The organism is Pedobacter sp. AC379 (assembly GCF_979258145.1).
Genome location: NZ_OZ409839.1, coordinates 2,059,576 through 2,076,810 on the forward strand (window position 1 = coordinate 2,059,576; position 17,235 = coordinate 2,076,810).

The following is a 17,235-nucleotide window of genomic DNA, read 5'->3' on the forward strand; positions in this document are numbered from 1 at the left end:
AAATATAGAAAAATGAAGAATCGGTTTTTATGACGGTGAGAAATAAATCCTGAGGATAAATTGATTTAACTAAACATTATAGCTGTTAAAGGCTGTATTTAATAAAAGAATGGTTGAATACACTTAACTGATAATGATCAAGAATATTATCTTAGTTTTTCTTCAATATCTTTAAAAATGTCCATAAAATCTTTTTCCAATGCTGTTTTAAATATCGCAAGTTCAAAAGTGAGTACCTCGAGCTGTTTTTCGTTGAGCGTTTCAGGCCACAAACGCATACAGATCCGGTTTAAAGCGTAGCTGATGTTTTCGAGCTTTTGATAGCTTAAAAGATATTTGCTGCCAATAAACTTTTCGAGGAAATTGAAAAAAATCTCAGGGTTTTTTAAATTGCAATGCTCGAGGAAATCACTTAACGATTCCTTTTTAACCGCATTTAACTTCTCATAAAAATCGTTTACCTGGATCAGGTTGCGTTCTACAAGTAAATGATCCAGTAAAAGTTCCAAACCGATATGTGCAAGAAAAGATGGACGTACCGGTGTATTTTCCACTATAGGTTTAATGAGCTGTTTAAGCACTGAGGTTTTTTCGAGGAAGAAATCAGAAGAATGGAAAAAAAGATCAACTGCAAGGTGCCTTTTCCAGCCAAGAAGTAAATGCTCTTCATCTGGATTGCCCTTAAATAAAAATTCATTTTTTTGAGGATACAGATTGGCCTCTTTCGCGGCATTTTTAATCAGATCAGGCAAAACCGTTCCCATTACCACATTGGCATTACTGTTTGCCCGGTCGAAGTAATAATGGGATAAAAAGTTCATGCTGCAAGTTAATGTTTTCTGTCAGGTTGTAAAACCCGAAGTGGAAATATTGTACATAAATCAATATTGTTTTGCAGGCGAATAATGTATAGCTTTAATTGTACCTAATCTGATGCATCATGCCTAATGCTAAAACTTACAGGATATTATCGCTCGATGGAGGAGGCTCCTGGGCACTTATCCAGGTAAAATGCCTGCGTAAACTCTTCGCCGAAACTTTTAACAATCCCGATCCAACCGGTCATGAAGTGCTGGCGCAGTTCGATCTGGTATCGGCAAACAGTGGTGGCAGTCTGGTTGCAGCCGCCATGGCCGAAAACCTTAAGCTTTCTGAAATAGAAAAGATATTTGATGATGAAAAACTAAGGAGCAAAGTATTCTCAAGATTAAGTTTTTTTGAAAAAAGTTTACTGGCGAGCGTCGCGCGGATTTTTAAAATTGGTGCAAAATACGCCACCAAAAGGAAACATGCTGCCCTAAAGGAGATTTTGCCGGGAATTGCCCAAATAGACATGATGGATATTCCGGCACATGTAGCTATAAACGGTGCGGTGAAAACCCAGTTTCTGATCATCGGATATGATTATTACCGCAACAGGGCCGAGCTGTTCAGGTCTGATTGCAGTAGTATGGCTTCCACATCCGTGATTGAAAGAAAACTTCAGAACCTGGAGCCAAAGGCTTCAACACCGTCAGATTGTTTGGTAAGTCTGGTTGATGCAATACATGCTTCCAGCACTGCCCCGGTGAATTATTTTAACGAGCCGGCTACCTTTTTAGTAAACAATAAGCCCAAATATTATTGGGATGGGGGAGTTACCGGTAATAATAATCCTGTTCTTGTTGCCGTTACCGAAGCAATCTGCAACAGGGTGCAATATGGAATCGAAAATGTACAGGTGCTTTCCATCGGTACAGGAACTGTTTCACAGTTGCAATATGACGAAGAAATCCCCGTAAAATATGAAGAACTTAAGGCCAAACACGAAGCGCCAGGTTTGATTAAAGATATTCAGAAAATGGGAACAAGTATATTAAACGACCCACCCGATACCGCGGCTTTTGTAGCTTACATGATTCTTAATCCCGATATGCCGGCAAAACCTGTTGATTTTATCCGCATGAACCCGGCGCTACGACCGATTTTAAAAGATGATGCCGGCGGTAAATACTGGGATCTTCCTGCAGGGATAGACAAAGATGATTATGTAACACTAAATTCGATGGATATGGATGCGGTGGAAGACGGTGAAGTTTCACTGATCAAAAAACTATGTGATAACTGGTTAAACGGTGGCGGGGTTCCGAATCAATCTATCAGGAGTAATGCCAGCTTAAATTGCCTCATTGGGCATGCCGATTTTGAAACAGCCAATACGGATTTTAAGAACTGGTTTACAAAACCAACAAATTTGCTTTAAACTAAGCTAAAATTTTATCTTTGCACGCACATTATTAAAGTGTTTGTACAATGACGAATTTTGTTGAAGAGTTAAGATGGCGTGGCATGCTGCATGATATTATGCCGAATACTGAAGAAAAGTTAAACGAAGGTATGACTTCTGGTTATATCGGTTTCGACCCTACAGCAGATTCGTTGCACGTTGGGCACTTAACTCAGATCATGACCCTGATTCATTTTCAAAATGCCGGGCACAAACCGTTTGCTTTGGTTGGTGGTGCTACAGGTATGGTAGGCGATCCATCTGGAAAATCTGATGAGCGTAATCTGCAAACACCGGAAATGATTGAGCATAACCTGAAAGGGATGAAAAAGCAACTGGCCAAATTCTTAAAATTTGAAGAAGGTGGTAATGGCGCGGTAATGGTGAACAATGCCGATTGGTTTAAGGATATGAATCTTTTTACCTTTATCAGGGATGTAGGTAAACACATTACCGTTAATTACATGATGGCGAAAGATAGTGTTAAAAGACGTTTGGAAGGCGATTCCGGACTTTCCTTTACCGAATTCTGCTACCAGTTAATTCAAGGGTATGATTTTTATCATTTATGGAAAAATGAAAACTGTTTGGTACAAATGGGTGGATCCGATCAATGGGGGAACATTGTTACCGGAACAGAATTGATCAGAAGAAAAGATGCAGGAACCGCTTATGCCATTACTACACAGTTAATTAAAAAAGCCGATGGAACCAAATTCGGTAAAACCGAAAGCGGCGCAGTTTGGTTAGATCCGGAGAAAACATCTCCCTATAAATTTTACCAGTTTTGGTTAAACGCATCAGATGACGACGTGAAAAAATGGATCCGTATTTTTACGTTGAAAAATAAGCAAGAAATAGAGGCCTTGGAAAAAGAACATGATGCGGCCCCGCACCTGCGCATTCTTCAAAAAGCTTTGGCTGAAGATATTACCGTTAAAACACACTCAGCAGAAGCTTTGGTAACTGCCATTAAAACTTCTGAATTTTTGTTCGGAAACGGATCACTGGAGTTTTTAACAGGCTTACCTGATAAAGAAGTACTCGATATTTTTGATGGCATACCACAGTACAGAATTTTAATTGAAGAACTTGGTGCCGGTATTGATGCCGCAACCTTGCTTGCCGAAAAATCTGCTATTTTCCCATCAAAAGGAGAGGCGAAAAAAACCATTCAGGGTGGCGGTGTTTCTGTAAATAAAGAAAAGGTTGCTGAAATGGCACAGGTTTTTACTGCAGATCACCTCATTAACGATAAATTCATAGTGGTACAAAAAGGCAAGAAAAACTATTTTCTTCTCATCGCTGAATAAAATTCTCAAACCCGATAATTAAGGATTAATATCTGTTTATCGGGCTTGAAAATTACTTTAAATAAAAAAGCCACTTTAAGGTGGCTAAGATGAGGGAGTTAATAAATACGGCACTACTTGAATAGGTAAAACTTGTTAAAACACTTGTAGCATTTGTATCGTTTAATTGATACCCAGGGCATAAGTGTTTTAAAGATAAAACCTCTCGGCACCCGATAAGTCTCAAAATTTTTGCATTTTGGACAGGGTGGACAGGTTTTAGCCATTGTTAAGTCCTTAGGAGATGTCATATTAAGCCTTAGTTTGTAGGGAAATCAAATTTACATAAAATAACAGCTAAGTTTATTATCAAAAAACTACCTTTTTGTTTATTTAATCTACTAATTTCCCCAAAATTGCTGATTTTAACTATAAATATTCTTAAAAGGGTTTTAAGCAACGTGCTGTTTTTGTATTTTATTCATTCTGTAAGAATTAACAGACGCAATTTGAGCACTTTTTCTAAGCATTCCCCTTATTGCAAAAACAAGCTCTTTTTGCAGGCACTAAAATCCTGATCCCTGCCAACAAGTAATTTCCATCTTGTTTCTTGAGAGTGAGCATATATTTTGTGGAAACTCCAGGCTGATTATCTCATTTAGCATAGCGTTATTAAGGTGGTTTTACAAAGCCTGAAAATCCGCTCAAAACGATTGCTATTAAATTCTTCATCATATTAATGCAATTATGTTGCAAATAAAGCGTTAAATATTTTAAATGCAACTATATTGCTTTTATATTTGATTGCTAAAATTATTCAATGAAATTACGGAGTTACAAGATCAACCTGGATCGGATTGGCATCACTGCCTCAACACTTTGCGCCATACATTGCGCTGCATTACCATTTTTAATCACCGTTTTGCCCATGTGGGGCATAGGATTTTTGGCCAACGAGGCTGTAGAAGTTACTATGATTGCGGTTTCGTTAATCCTGGGCATATGGAGCTTGAGCGGTGCATATCGAAAGCAGCACCACCGCATTGCGCCGCTTGTAGTACTTGTTTTAGGTTTTGCCTGTATTGCTTTCGGCCATTTATCAGGGGTTGAACTGCTCGAGCCAATAATGATCCCACTTGGAGGTTTTACAATTGCAATCGCTCATTTCATCAATCTGCGGATGCTTAAATCCTGCCCGATAAACCATCAATTTTAAAATCATCCTTAACCATCAACATGAACAAGAATTATAAAATCTTTTTTATTCCTGCACTGCTGTTCATCACAATGTTAAACCCAGCTTGTAAACATGGTACCAACGATGGGATTGAACTTTATCGGCGTTATGCGATTAAAAATATCATTAGTAAGAAAATAAAAAAAGTTGCACATCATGATTAATCTTCAATCATTAACGCATGTATATGAAAAGGGGAGGAAGATAAATTTTCCTGATTGGGAGGTTGCAGATATGGAGCAATGGCTTTTACTTGGTGCATCGGGCAGTGGGAAAAGTACTTTATTGAACATAATTTCTGGCTTGTTAAAACCTACGGAAGGCAAAATTTTGATTAACAAAACTGAATTATATGAGTTATCTGCAAAAAGGATGGACCGTTTTAGGGGAAAGCATATTGGGATTGTCTTTCAGCGGCCGCACCTCATCCGATCTCTTGATGTGCTCGATAACCTTGAGCTTGCCGCAGTGATGGCCGGTTTAAAAATCGATCATGAACGTAATCTTGCAGTTTTAAATGATCTTGATATCGCCGATCTGGCCAGAAAATATCCCGATCAACTAAGTCAGGGACAATTACAGAGGGTGTCAGTAGCCCGGGCATTGGTAAACAGACCGGATCTGTTGATTGCCGACGAACCAACATCAAGTTTGGATGATGAAAATGCTGCTCAGGTAGTTCAGATGCTCACCTCACAGGCAAAAGAAAACGGAGCTGCATTAATTATTGCCACTCACGATCAAAGGGTTAGTGAACACTTTACTAAAACCTATCTGCTCTAATGAATATTTTTAAAATCAGCTACAAAAGTCTCGCAAGGAATAAACTGACTACCATACTTAACATTGTTCTTGTGGCCTTTGGTGTGGCCATTCTCTCCATTCTTTTTCTAGCTTCTGATCAGATCAGCAATAAACTGGAAAAAAATGCCAAAGATATTGATCTGGTTGTAGGCGCAAAGGGCAGTCCTTTACAATTAATCCTGAGCAGTATTTACCATATCGATTATCCTACAGGAAATATTCCTGCAAAAGATGCTTACAGATTAGCACATCACCCGATGGTTAGACGGGCAGTTCCGCTGGCCTTGGGCGATAACTTTAACGGGTTTAGAATTGTAGGCACAGATAGCGCTTTTGTCAATCTTTATGGTTTATCCTTGCAAAATGGAGTTTTTTGGCAAAAAGATCTGGAGGTAACCATAGGAAGTACAGTCGCTTCAACTTCGAATTTAAAAATTGGAGATACTTTTTTCGGTGCACATGGTTTAACGGGCAACGGCGATATCCACAAACAACATGCTTACCTGGTGAAAGGCATATTGAAACCACAGGGAAACATAACCGATAACCTGATACTGACCAATATTGGCAGCGTGTATAAAATGCATGAAGAAAAACATGGTGAAATCGATCTTCATCCAAACCTGCCGGATAAAAAAGAGATAAATGATAAACAGATTACGGCACTTTTGATTCAGTATAAATCCCCGATGTCTGTTGTCCTCTTTCCCCGCATGGTTAATCAAAGCACCAATATGCAGGCAGCATCACCGGCGATGGAAAGTGCAAGGTTATTTTCACTTATCGGAGTTGGAATTGACACCCTAAAATGGTTCGCCATATTGATAATGGGCATTGCAGCATTGAGTATTTTCATCAGTTTATATAATGCAATGAAAGAAAGAAAATACGATTTGGCAATCATGCGCTGTTTGGGAGCATCAAAGGTAAAGCTGTTTTTCCTGGTGCTGTTCGAAGGTATTTTAATAACCTTTATTGGAGCTTGTTTTGGCTTACTGGCAGGACACTTGGCGTTGGAGGTAATCGGAACATTCCAGGAATCATCACAGGCAAAATTAACCGGGCTTACCATAATTCGGCAGGAAGGGTATTTAATTTGGATCGGTTTGCTTATCGGTGCAGTGGCATCGCTTATACCCGCCATGCAAATTTATAAGGTTGATATTGCCGAAACTTTAACAAAAGACCGTTAATACAATGAAGACATTAGCTTTATCAACTGCTTTATATCTAAGTGTAAACGTAGTGGCAGCGCAGGTTAAGGTGCATACCGATATGCGCACGCCTACCTGGAATATAATCGGGTTACGGTATGATGCAGAGATTTCACCCGGGAAATGGGGAAGTGTTTTTCCGCCGGCATTAAAAGCGCTAAACAACAAAGTGATTGAACTGCCAGGCTACATCATTCCTGTAAAGGTGGGCGCAAAGTTTAAGGAGTTTATGTTTTCTATTGTGCCTGTTGCATCTTGCCCGTACTGCGGCGCAGGCGACATACCATCAATGGTACAGGTAAAAATGTTGTCTGCAATTCCGATTACCGAAAAACCGGTTAAGCTCAAAGGAAAGTTTGTGATTAATGATTCTGGTGATGACAGAAGTGAATTTTTTTTGCTAGATGCGAAGCAGTTATAATGAGAAAAATTATTTTATTTTTATTTTGTTTAGCCTCTTATAAAGCAGTTGCGCAGGTAAACGTTCATACCGACATGCGTACACCAACCTGGAACCTGATCGGATTAAAATACGATAAACAGGTAAAACCCCTGGTTTGGCAACCGGTTTTCCCACCTGCACTAAAAGCGATCAACAATAAAATCATTGAGCTTCCAGGATACATCATTCCCACTAAAGTTGGCAGTAGTTTTAACGAATTTCTGTTTTCTATTGTTCCCGTTGCCTCCTGCCCATACTGTGGTTCAGGCGATATTCCCTCCATGATAGAGGTTAAAACATTAAAGCCGCTTGCCTGGACGGAAGATCCGGTTATCCTAAAGGGGAAATTTATCATAAACGATTCTGGAGATAGCCGATCGGTCTTTTTTTTATTAGATGCTGCTAAAAAATGAAAAATTTGCTTGTTATTTTCTTTATGCTATGGAGCAATGTAGTGCTGTCACAAATGCAAAAACATAATCCCAGCGATCAGTTGCGATCTTTGAACTGGGATGTAATCGGTTCGGTTAAGTTTGAACTTACTGCCAGGAATGAACTTTTGCCTTTATTTTCTGAATCCATTAAACGTTTTGAAAACAGAGAATTTGAGCTCACAGGTTATCTCATTCCAATTAAGAGCGGACAGAAACAACAGAAATTCCTGCTGGCCACTTTGCCGGTTAATCAATGTTATTTTTGTGGACAGAACGGCATTCCGGTAATGATCATGATCGAGATGGAAAATGCTATACCCTATAACGAAAAACCGATCCATGTAAAAGGAATTTTGAAATTGGAACAAAAAGATGCGGGTTATGCCCCGCCGATAAGCATCAAAAATGCCAAAATCATTAATTAATTGTTTATTTTTGTATGGCTATGGAAAATAATACAGAGCGTTTCGAAAAACTTTTGGTTAAAAACGGACTCAAAAGAACCACTCCCCGTTTACAGGTACTGGAGATCTTGAGCGGAAGAGACTCTGCAACCTCTCAACCTTATTTGGAGCAGGTGATGGGCAAAGATGCAGACCGTGTTACTTTGTACCGTGTTTTACAGGCTTTTGAAGAAAAGGGCATAATCCATAAAGTTTTGGATCAGCAGGGAACTGCCAATTATGCCATCTGCTCTGATGGTTGCAGTGCGCATGAGCACCATGATGAACATGTTCACTTTAACTGTGATAACTGCCATAAAATTTATTGCCTCGATACCGTAAAAATCCCTGCTTTAAAAGTTCCTTCGGGCTTTAAAGTAGAACATTTAAACCTTATTGCTACCGGTATTTGCGCCAGTTGCGCTGATAAGGTAAACTAAATACTTACTGTACCAACAGGTTGCATCCCCTGATATCGGCATTATCAAATCTGCCCAATACTTCAAAGCTTTGATCAGGGTTTATCCGCCCCAAATCCTGCGCAGCAATAAAAGAGCATGAATTAACGTTGGCAAGGTCTATCACGTTGATTCCTCCGGTTCTCCCTAGATTGATTAAGCTTAAAGGATCATTGGTATCACGTATCAGAATTTTCATCCACGATGGGCAGTTGAAAACTCCTTCACCCAAAGAATAAGCTTGAGAAAGCAGTTCAGTCATCCCATATTCGCTGTGAATGGCGTTCACGCCGAATCCATTAGTCAATTGCTGATGCAACTCTTCGCGTACCATTTCTTTACGTTTTCCCTTCATTCCTCCGGTTTCCATTACAATCAGCCCGGGGAAATCGATATCGTATTGCGCTATAAAATCAAGTAAAGCATAAGTAACTCCTATCAATACTGTTTTTTGGTTTTGGGATTTGAGTTTGAGCAGGGTTTGCAGCAGATCATCATGGTTATACAAAAAATAACCGCTTTGTGGATGGTTACTCTTTTCGATGAGATCATTCACCATGTAAATCAACGATGAGCCCGAACGTTGCTGGTAGGATGGCAGCAGTGCCAGAAAGCAATATTCGGTTACAGGCCCATAAAACGTAGTAAATGCCTGCAAATAACTTTGCTCATACAAGCGTACATCGTTAACGTGGTGACTGCTTTGTACCATGCCGGTTGTACCCGAACTGCTGAAAGTGACTTCAATTGGATTGGTATTGCTTAAAACCTGGTGACTTTTAAAAAAGCTTATTGGCAAAAACGGAATTTGCTCAACTTTGGTTATTTCTTCAGCATCAATTCCCAGATGAAAAATATATTCGCGGTATACATTACAGTTTTGCGCCTGTAAGTTAAAAATTTTTAAAGCCAGTGTATTAAACTCATCCTGGTCATTTATCGAAAATATTTCTTCAGCTGTTATATTCACGCTGCAAAAGTACAAAGCATTATGCTATTTTTTCGTCAGTTTTTTTTGCCAGCATAGCCATACGGAAATGGTAACCACAATAGCCACTTATTCCGGCAACCAAACCACTTAAAAACCCGGTAACCAGTAAAAGCAACCACCATATTTTTATGCCCGTCATTACCGCTACGCGGCCTGCTAAAACATTGTCATTAGGTAAACTTTTAAATAAGGCATAACCGATCCACAGCAAAAAAATTGCAAGAAATGATTGCCAGAAAGCTATTTTGCCTGTTTTACCAATGATGCCACAGGTAGCAAAGGAAATTACAATGATGATCCACCAGGGGGCGATCATTTGCAGGAGAAAACAGATTACTGCTATAACAATGAAAACCATTTTTGCTTATTTAGATATTTTTAAACGAGAAATAATTGTGCCCGATTTATCATCAGCACTCTGCATGTAAAACAGGTCGTAAAGTTTGCCATTGGCCCAGGTATCGATCATATTGTCATAAAATTTACTTCCCGGATTACCAGATTGGCCTCCAGGATAAACGCCATGCCCCTTTGGTGTTTTACCAAGTTCGATTACCATTCGCCATGATGGGCCATTGGTTTCGCTTAAGGCATTTATAGTGGATTTAGCACCGCCAATTTGCAATACTTTTGATCCAAAACCGGGAATTTTAGCCAGGTGTGGTACATTGCTCTGTTTTACGTTTGCCCAGTCCCAATCTTTGTTTATCGGTCCAAAACGCTTTTCCAAACTGTCGCAGCTATATTTAAAAGCTTCATTTACCAGGTCAGTCAATGTTTCTTTTTTAGGAGTATTGATGTTATCGTACCAGGATGCATTGGGTTCTTTTAAAATCATTTCAACGGTACGGTCGCGGGATGGATAACGCATCGGGATTCCCTTAACCACAAATTCATCAGCCCAAATGTCATATGTCAGCCTTTTGGTCCATATCTCGAACACGCTGGCTGCAATTTCATTTGCATTGTAACGTTTGTTCCACTTGTTCAGGTAAGCCAGAGCTTCCTTTTGGGTGGCATTTAATTGCTCGTTGTTTAATAGCGGTATTAAAGCAGGCACAAGATTTTGTGCCATGATGCTATAGTTATCGGTCTGCATCAGGCGGATACTGTCTAAGGTAGCCTTGTTCATGGCCGATAGGCGGTCGTTGATCCGCTTACCACGTTCATAAGGAGAAAACTCCCAATTAATGTAATAAGGATAGGTGGTATCAGTGGACGATTGGTTGGCTGAGCTGACAAAACCACGAGGTGGATTTTTGACCGTTGGGTTCTGCGCATTCGGAATCCATCCATGCCAATCATATGCCGGATCTGTGCCATCTAGAATAAATTTACCCTGATCTTTCCATTTCAGCGGAAACTTGCCATTTGGCGTAATGGCGATATCATTGTCTACACTTGCAAAAACAAAGTTCTGCGCAGGTGCAGTGTAAAAAGTTAAAGCCTTGCGGTAATCGTTGTAATTTTTCCCACGGTTAAGGTAGTAGAAAGTCATCAATTCGTTTGATTCTTCATGAGCGATCCACCTTAAGGCATCACCAACAGGAACATTATCTGCCCTGCCATATTTTGGTTTCTGGAAATAAACCACCGGACCATGATGGGTATAATAAACCGTATCTATCTCATCCTTTCCACCGCGGATTTTAATGGTTTCCAACCGTTTTGTAGTTGCTTTCCATTGGTTATTGTACCAGTATTGGTTATGCGAAGAATCTTTGAACTTAATTTGGTAAAAATCTAATACATCGGCAGCAACGTTGGTTACGCCCCAGGCTATTTTTTGGTTAAAGCCAATAATTACGCCAGGTGCGCCGGGCAAGGAAACGCCATACGTATTTACGCCAGGTGCATGTAGCTGGATCTGGTACCAGATGGAAGGAAGTGTTAAATCCAAATGCGGGTCGTTTGCTAAAATCGGATAACCAGACGCAGTTTTTGATCCTGATAAAGCCCAGTTGTTACTCCCGATACCTTCAACTTTTTCTTTGGTTTTTACCTCGCCGGTTTGTGCCGCTGTAAAACTTTGCGGTGTTTTAGGTATTGGCAAAGGCGAGAAATTCCATTTTGTGCCTACCGGGATAATAGGGTCTTCACGGAAGGGGTAATCTGGAAAAAGATCTTTGGTCACTTCCGGGCCGAATTTCTTCAGGATATTGGTCATGTAAAATTCATCTGAGCCCATTGCCAATACAGCCGACATCTGTTTAAGCAACAAAGCGCATTTCACCGGCGTCCAATCTTCAGGCTTAAAATCGAGTATTTTATATTCCAGTGGATAGTTGGCTTTCGATAGGGTTTTAATATAGGCGTTAATCCCTTCGGTATAGGCCAGTATCATTTCTTTTGCCTTTGGATCGGCCATCATACCCTTCAACGAGTTTTCTGCGCCGTAAACCATGCCCATCCTGCGCTGGTAACGGTCAACCTCAATAGCCTTATCGCCAACCACCTCGCTAATTCTTCCTGCTGCAAAACGGGTCTGGAAATCCATCTGCCAAAGCCGGTGCATGGCCGTAACATAACCTTGCGCCAGGTATAGATCGTGATCATTCTGTGCAAAAATATGCGGAATCATTCTGTCATCGAAAACGATTTCAATTTTATCTATGGCCCCGGTTATTTTCGCTTTATGGTTAAACATAAAATGATTATTCTCTGCATTTTGCCAAAAACCCATAAAAGGATTTAGGAATTTTAACAGTGGAGGCGTACTACCTAATTTGGTATTAAATAAAAAAGCTAATGCTATCGGAATAATGACGCAGAACAGGGCTTTAATTTTATTCATCATGGTTAGCTAACAAGTCAGTTTACTAAGATAGGGCAAAATGACGGTTTATGTTTGATGCAAAATACAACAAACTGTATATCAATCCAAAATTATAATTTGAACAGAAAATTATTATGCTGACATAATTTGTATTATTCAAAAAAAGAATTTAAGTTTATATAACTAATAATACAAACAACCGAATTAACCAATCATCCCTAACCAAAATTAACATTCGTTTATGAGCAGAATTTTAACACAGATCTTCTTTGTGTTGTTGCTGATGTGCACAATTAATATTGCTGCGCAGGCACAAAGCATTACGGTGAGCGGAACCGTGAAAGATAAGCAATCGAAAGAGGGATTAGCAGGCGTAAGTTTGACGATCAAAGGCCAATCTGGCGGAACCGCCTCTACAGCAAATGGGAGTTTCACATTTACAACTACGGCCAAGGTGCCCTTCACTTTGGTGGCATCTTACGTAGGTTATGGTTCTGTAGAACAGCAGGTGAATGGAAGTACGTCTGGTATCAGCCTGGAGCTGGAAACAGCAGTTGTATTGGGTGGAGATGTGGTTGTATCGGCTTCGCGTACGCCTGAGCGTATTTTAGAATCACCGGTTTCTATCGAACGGATGAGCGCAGCTTCAATCAGAGAAATCGCAGCACCATCTTTTTACGATGCCTTAAACAATATGAAAGGTGTGGAAAGCAGCATGCAGAGTTTAACTTTTAAATCAATCAATACCCGCGGTTTTAATTCAAATGGCAATACCCGTTTTAATCAATATATCGATGGGATGGATAACCAGGCTCCTGGATTAAACTTCTCTGTAGGTAACATTGTTGGGATTACCGAACTTGATGTAGATAATGTTGAACTTTTACCTGGAGCTTCATCAGCACTTTATGGTGCAGGTGGTATCAACGGCACATTGTTAATGACTTCAAAAGATCCCTTCAAATATCCAGGAGCAAGTTTTCAGTATAAAACCGGTGTAAATCATGTTAACGATGATAATAGCGCGGTAGAGCCATTTAATCAGTTAGATGTGCGCATGGCAAAATCATGGAACAATAAATTTGGCGTAAAAGCTGCGTTTTCATTTTTGCAGGCCAAAGATTGGTTCGGAAATAATTATTCAAATTTCGATCGCATATCGAGAAGCGTGAAAGGTGGCGATAGAAGCAGCGATCCAAATTACGATGGGGTTAACGTCTATGGAGATGAAGTAAGTCAGAATATGCGCAACGTGGCCTTAAGCGTGCAAAACGCAACCATTGCAGGCATCAATACAGGTTCTGGTGGTTTAATTCCGAATATCAAATCAACACTCGACGGTACTTTTGGGGCCGCCATCCCCAATGCGGCCCAACAGGCCGGATTTTTGGCAGGTTTGCCAGCCGGATTACGTCCGGCAGTGCAGAATTACCTTCCTTTTTATGTGGGTTTAAAAGCCGGACTTATTCCCGATCAGAATATTTCAAGAACAGGTTATAATGAAGAAAACCTAGTTGATTACGGTACCAAATCATTAAAAGCTTCGGGAGCTCTTTATTATAATATTAGTAATACCGTGCAGGCCGTAGCACAGGCTAACTGGGGCACAGGAACCTCTGTTTATACCGGGTCTGACCGTTATTCATTGCGGAATTTTAATATTGGCCAGTATAAACTTGAGGTAAAAGGGGAGGATTTTTTTGTGAAAGCCTACACCACTCAGGAACGATCGGGTGATTCTTACATTTCATCTATCCTGGGTAGCTATGTCAATGAGATATCTAAGCCTTCAACAACCTGGTTTCCGCAATATATAGGAAACTATGTGGGCGCTAGAGCAGCCGGACAAAATGATGCCGCTGCACAGGCATTTGCCAGAAGTGTTGCCGATCAGGGACGTTTTGTGCCAGGCAGTCCGCAATTTGAGGTGGCAAAAGATAAAGTAATGAACACAACCATCAGCGCAACCAGTATCAATTCTACCGATCCCTCGAAAAGTGTTTATGGAGCTAAATTTGATGACAAATCAAATCTTTATCATTACGAAGGGATGTACAACTTTACCAATTTATTTGATAAAGTGGTCGAATTTCAAGTTGGCGCATCTTACCGTTTATATGATTTGAATTCAGCAGGAACAATTTTTAACGATTTAACAAATTCAATCGATATTAAAGAATATGGTGCATTCGGTCAGATCGGAAAAAAATTCTTTAACGATAAGGTTAAATTAACATTTGCAGGCCGCTATGATAAAAGCCAGAATTTTGAAGGCAGGTTTACGCCAAGGATAACCGGAGTTTTTACGGTAGCTAAAAACAATAATATCAGGGTTTCTTACCAAACAGGTTACCGTAATCCAACCACACAAAACCAATATATAGATTTATCTGTTGGCGGCGGTTCACAAAGGCTGATCGGAGGTTTACCTGAAATTATATTCGATAAATACCATTTTGATACCAATAAACCCTATACTGATGTAAGTTACCGTGCATTTTTAGCTTCGGCAGCTGCAACAGGTACCCCGAATCCAGCGTTGTTGCAACAGTATACTTTTGATGCAAAGGGTGTCCGTCCCGAAAGCGTACAATCTTACGAGTTAGGTTATAAAGGCCTGCTTCTTCCTAATTTATTGGTAGATGCTTATGGTTATTACAATATTTATAAAGATTTCATCACCGCAGTAGATGTATATCAGAATGTGGGCGGTAGCTTTGTTAAATTTGGTGTGCCTGTTAATGCTGCGGGTAAAGTAACCTCTTATGGTGCAGCGTTGGGTTTAGATTATATTATGGGCAAGTATACCATTAGCGGTAACGTTTCTTATAACGAAATCGGCGATCTTCCGGTAAATTACATCAACGATTTCAACACCCCAAAAATCCGTTATAATTTAGGATTGGGAAATAAGGAAATTATCAAAAATTTTGGTTTCAACGTTTCTTACCGTTGGCAGGATCAATTTTACTGGAATTCTTCATTTACCTCCGGTCAGGTACCAGCCTACTCTTCTTTAGATGCTCAGGTAAGTTTAAGAATTCCTTCTGTTCAATCGGTAATTAAGCTGGGTGGTTCCAACGTGTTGAATAAATATTACCTCACCTCGTACGGCAACCCTATGGCAGGGGCTATTTATTATTTAGGAATTGCCTTTAATCCATAACAGTTTTTATATTCTGCTACAGGTCCTCTCTACTTTTAAAAGAAGTAGAGAGGGCTTTTTGTTTTTTAGCCAGTTTGTTTTACAATTTTTAGATTTGCTGTTAAATCATGAAAATAGCGTGGCGACCAGATGTCAAGAGCTTTCGTATCTCTGATGAAACGTGATATGTCTGCTTTAACAAAGTCCAGCTTAACGGTATCGATCTTGGCGGCCAATAATGCCCTGAACTCTGCTTCGCTTATTGTTTCTTTCTTCCAGTCTCCGCTATCTATCGCTCGGAGCAGAAAATGATCAAGATTGAGTTGATAACCCTTTTTAATGTACCATTCCATATCATACCAGTCACGGCCTTTAACATTGGTGCCCCATTTACGGAACAAAAGCGCATGCATTTTACCCGCAAAAAGATCAGGAAGTGATAAGCACTTTACATAAAAGGAAAATGGCTGCAGCAGAAGTTTCTCCTCGGTCGAAAACCCCAAAGGTGGTACGGTATCAACTTCGATTTTAATCTTGATGTTGGCAACATTTTTAAGTCCGTTTTGAGGAATAACTCCTTCCAGGATAAGTTCTTTCCAAATCGTTTCAGATTTTAAAAAAGCCGAATTAATGTTGTTTTTTACGCTTTTCTGTTTTTCTGAAATGGATATTTGCATGCCTAACGCTGCAAATTCGGCTATGATCGCATCTTGATACTTTTCTAATGAAAAACTGGGGTCTTTGGCAAGCAATGAAAAATCCAGGTCTTCAGAAAAGCGGTCCAATCCATAAAATATCCTCAATGCAGTTCCGCCATAAAATGCTGCTTTTTCAAAAAATGCTGCACGGTAAAGTCCTGCCAGTGCTATTTCCTGCATAATTTCCCTTAGCGCATCCTTAGCTTCTTCAGCATTAGTAGGATGATAAGTATCCAGCCAGCTTTTTATCATATCGTTTCGATCATTTTGATTAGCATTTTCAAACTGTTTCTTTTAGGTGCATTTTCAACCCAGTTTTTGATAGCCTGTATATCAAATCCTGCAAGGTCACTTTCTTCCATCCGAAGATTATTTAATGTGTAATCCCTTGCTGCCGCTACGCTACGCAGATTTATACCAGCAGTTGTTATGATTTTATCGCATAAGGCTTTTTCCGGGCTGGCTACCAATGCAATCTGATTTTCAGATAAATTCACCATCGTAATGCCAAATGAATAGTAAGGTAAAGGGAGATTGGTATAAGTAAATAATCCAATGTTAGTTTCATATTTTCTCGAAGCTTTTGTGGTCATTGATGTAATCGCAAAAACTTTTTCCGGAATTAATCCATAGTGAGAAAGTGCACTTTCCATTGAGAGATAGCTTGGCCCGAGGATATGATTGGCCAATAACGGGTTTTCAGGTCTCTTCGCTCCAATAGATTTTCCTACAATGTACAGCCCTTTTTTCAAAGGTTCAATTAGCCCTTCATCTTTTAGCGACAGTATTTTGTCGTTTGGCCTTTTATAATCCTTTAATAAAGCCACCAAAAGTTGATGAGTTAATGGCTGCTGTGATTGGGATGCAAGAACTGATTGAAAATTCATATTGTAAAAATTTTATAAGATAAACGGTATTCAGTCGTTTATCTTATTTTAAAATTACATTAAATTATTGAGTATGTAAAATATAAACAGGATAAACGGCTATTTGCCGTTTATCCTGTTATAAAATTACAATTTTATCAGATTTCAG

Annotated in this window: 17 protein-coding genes; 11 read left to right on the forward strand and 6 right to left on the reverse strand. The window is 39.7% G+C overall.

The genetic code is table 11. From position 1 onward, the window contains the following. Window positions 1-146: 146 nt before the first annotated feature. The gene (locus ACZZZW_RS09070; RefSeq protein WP_055915177.1) at window positions 147-821 is read right to left on the reverse strand and encodes an ACP phosphodiesterase; all 675 of its coding nucleotides are present in this window, start codon (window positions 819-821) and stop codon (window positions 147-149) included. A gap of 119 nt (window positions 822-940) precedes the next feature. Between ACZZZW_RS09070 and ACZZZW_RS09075 the strand changes: the two genes are divergently transcribed. The 10 genes from ACZZZW_RS09075 (at window position 941) to ACZZZW_RS09120 (ending at window position 8,572) form a co-directional block, all read left to right on the forward strand. Then, window positions 941-2,242, forward strand: coding sequence for a patatin-like phospholipase family protein (locus ACZZZW_RS09075; protein WP_055915174.1), 1,302 nt, complete (start codon window positions 941-943; stop codon window positions 2,240-2,242). A 50-nt stretch (window positions 2,243-2,292) separates the two neighbouring features. Continuing rightward, window positions 2,293-3,579: a tyrosine--tRNA ligase gene (tyrS, locus tag ACZZZW_RS09080; protein WP_055915171.1), complete on the forward strand. Its 1,287-nt coding sequence runs from the start codon at window positions 2,293-2,295 to the stop codon at window positions 3,577-3,579. Between the two features lie 799 nt (window positions 3,580-4,378). Next, window positions 4,379-4,774, forward strand: coding sequence for a MerC domain-containing protein (locus ACZZZW_RS09085; RefSeq protein WP_055915168.1), 396 nt, complete (start codon window positions 4,379-4,381; stop codon window positions 4,772-4,774). Between the two features lie 20 nt (window positions 4,775-4,794). Continuing rightward, entirely contained in the window at window positions 4,795-4,959 is a 165-nt protein-coding gene (locus tag ACZZZW_RS09090; RefSeq protein ID WP_463493015.1) for a hypothetical protein, read from the forward strand. Continuing rightward, window positions 4,952-5,578 (forward strand): ABC transporter ATP-binding protein, encoded by a 627-nt coding sequence (locus tag ACZZZW_RS09095; protein ID WP_463493016.1) that lies wholly within the window; start codon window positions 4,952-4,954, stop codon window positions 5,576-5,578. The genes ACZZZW_RS09090 and ACZZZW_RS09095 overlap by 8 nt, the downstream gene beginning before the upstream one ends. Next, entirely contained in the window at window positions 5,578-6,792 is a 1,215-nt protein-coding gene (locus ACZZZW_RS09100; protein WP_463493017.1) for an ABC transporter permease, read from the forward strand. Before ACZZZW_RS09095 ends, ACZZZW_RS09100 begins: the two co-directional genes overlap by 1 nt. Before the next feature lie 4 nt (window positions 6,793-6,796). Beyond that, a complete protein-coding gene (locus tag ACZZZW_RS09105; RefSeq protein WP_055915160.1) occupies window positions 6,797-7,234 on the forward strand; it encodes a hypothetical protein in 438 nt (145 codons plus the stop codon). Next, window positions 7,234-7,668, forward strand: a complete 435-nt coding sequence (locus ACZZZW_RS09110; RefSeq protein ID WP_055915157.1) for a hypothetical protein — start codon at window positions 7,234-7,236, stop codon at window positions 7,666-7,668. Before ACZZZW_RS09105 ends, ACZZZW_RS09110 begins: the two co-directional genes overlap by 1 nt. Beyond that, on the forward strand, window positions 7,665-8,114 hold the full coding sequence (locus tag ACZZZW_RS09115; protein WP_235526211.1) for a hypothetical protein: 450 nt from the start codon (window positions 7,665-7,667) through the stop codon (window positions 8,112-8,114). Before ACZZZW_RS09110 ends, ACZZZW_RS09115 begins: the two co-directional genes overlap by 4 nt. Window positions 8,115-8,134: 20 nt before the next feature. Next, a complete protein-coding gene (locus tag ACZZZW_RS09120) occupies window positions 8,135-8,572 on the forward strand; it encodes a Fur family transcriptional regulator (RefSeq protein WP_055915153.1) in 438 nt (145 codons plus the stop codon). 4 nt (window positions 8,573-8,576) lie between these two features. On the opposite strand, the gene ACZZZW_RS09125 is transcribed toward ACZZZW_RS09120, so the two are convergent. The 3 genes from ACZZZW_RS09125 to ACZZZW_RS09135 are packed head-to-tail and all read right to left on the reverse strand — an operon-like array spanning window position 8,577 to window position 12,378. Then, entirely contained in the window at window positions 8,577-9,560 is a 984-nt protein-coding gene (locus ACZZZW_RS09125) for a LuxE/PaaK family acyltransferase (protein ID WP_463493018.1), read from the reverse strand. A 19-nt stretch (window positions 9,561-9,579) separates the two neighbouring features. Next, window positions 9,580-9,939 carry a hypothetical protein gene (locus ACZZZW_RS09130; RefSeq protein ID WP_055915149.1) on the reverse strand — a complete coding sequence of 120 codons (360 nt, stop codon included), beginning with the start codon at window positions 9,937-9,939 and terminating at the stop codon, window positions 9,580-9,582. A gap of 6 nt (window positions 9,940-9,945) precedes the next feature. Next, the gene (locus ACZZZW_RS09135) at window positions 9,946-12,378 is read right to left on the reverse strand and encodes a penicillin acylase family protein (RefSeq protein ID WP_235526210.1); all 2,433 of its coding nucleotides are present in this window, start codon (window positions 12,376-12,378) and stop codon (window positions 9,946-9,948) included. Between the two features lie 220 nt (window positions 12,379-12,598). Here ACZZZW_RS09135 and ACZZZW_RS09140 point away from each other — a divergent pair, with 220 nt between their 5' ends. Next, window positions 12,599-15,523, forward strand: coding sequence for a TonB-dependent receptor domain-containing protein (locus tag ACZZZW_RS09140; RefSeq protein WP_463493019.1), 2,925 nt, complete (start codon window positions 12,599-12,601; stop codon window positions 15,521-15,523). 65 nt (window positions 15,524-15,588) lie between these two features. Here ACZZZW_RS09140 and ACZZZW_RS09145 read toward each other — a convergent pair whose 3' ends face one another. Continuing rightward, window positions 15,589-16,452: a nucleotidyl transferase AbiEii/AbiGii toxin family protein gene (locus ACZZZW_RS09145; protein ID WP_463493020.1), complete on the reverse strand. Its 864-nt coding sequence runs from the start codon at window positions 16,450-16,452 to the stop codon at window positions 15,589-15,591. After that, window positions 16,449-17,087: a type IV toxin-antitoxin system AbiEi family antitoxin domain-containing protein gene (locus ACZZZW_RS09150; protein WP_463493021.1), complete on the reverse strand. Its 639-nt coding sequence runs from the start codon at window positions 17,085-17,087 to the stop codon at window positions 16,449-16,451. The genes ACZZZW_RS09145 and ACZZZW_RS09150 overlap by 4 nt, the downstream gene beginning before the upstream one ends. Window positions 17,088-17,235 lie beyond the last annotated feature (148 nt).

Coding starts and splice junctions, on each gene's coding strand:
- ACZZZW_RS09070 (WP_055915177.1), bottom strand. CDS start 821: ATGAACTTTTTATCCCATTATTACTTCGACCGGGCAAACAGTAATGCC.
- ACZZZW_RS09075 (WP_055915174.1), top strand. CDS start 941: ATGCCTAATGCTAAAACTTACAGGATATTATCGCTCGATGGAGGAGGC.
- tyrS (WP_055915171.1), top strand. CDS start 2,293: ATGACGAATTTTGTTGAAGAGTTAAGATGGCGTGGCATGCTGCATGAT.
- ACZZZW_RS09085 (WP_055915168.1), top strand. CDS start 4,379: ATGAAATTACGGAGTTACAAGATCAACCTGGATCGGATTGGCATCACT.
- ACZZZW_RS09090 (WP_463493015.1), top strand. CDS start 4,795: ATGAACAAGAATTATAAAATCTTTTTTATTCCTGCACTGCTGTTCATC.
- ACZZZW_RS09095 (WP_463493016.1), top strand. CDS start 4,952: ATGATTAATCTTCAATCATTAACGCATGTATATGAAAAGGGGAGGAAG.
- ACZZZW_RS09100 (WP_463493017.1), top strand. CDS start 5,578: ATGAATATTTTTAAAATCAGCTACAAAAGTCTCGCAAGGAATAAACTG.
- ACZZZW_RS09105 (WP_055915160.1), top strand. CDS start 6,797: ATGAAGACATTAGCTTTATCAACTGCTTTATATCTAAGTGTAAACGTA.
- ACZZZW_RS09110 (WP_055915157.1), top strand. CDS start 7,234: ATGAGAAAAATTATTTTATTTTTATTTTGTTTAGCCTCTTATAAAGCA.
- ACZZZW_RS09115 (WP_235526211.1), top strand. CDS start 7,665: ATGAAAAATTTGCTTGTTATTTTCTTTATGCTATGGAGCAATGTAGTG.
- ACZZZW_RS09120 (WP_055915153.1), top strand. CDS start 8,135: ATGGAAAATAATACAGAGCGTTTCGAAAAACTTTTGGTTAAAAACGGA.
- ACZZZW_RS09130 (WP_055915149.1), bottom strand. CDS start 9,939: ATGGTTTTCATTGTTATAGCAGTAATCTGTTTTCTCCTGCAAATGATC.
- ACZZZW_RS09135 (WP_235526210.1), bottom strand. CDS start 12,378: ATGATGAATAAAATTAAAGCCCTGTTCTGCGTCATTATTCCGATAGCA.
- ACZZZW_RS09140 (WP_463493019.1), top strand. CDS start 12,599: ATGAGCAGAATTTTAACACAGATCTTCTTTGTGTTGTTGCTGATGTGC.
- ACZZZW_RS09145 (WP_463493020.1), bottom strand. CDS start 16,452: ATGATAAAAAGCTGGCTGGATACTTATCATCCTACTAATGCTGAAGAA.
- ACZZZW_RS09150 (WP_463493021.1), bottom strand. CDS start 17,087: ATGAATTTTCAATCAGTTCTTGCATCCCAATCACAGCAGCCATTAACT.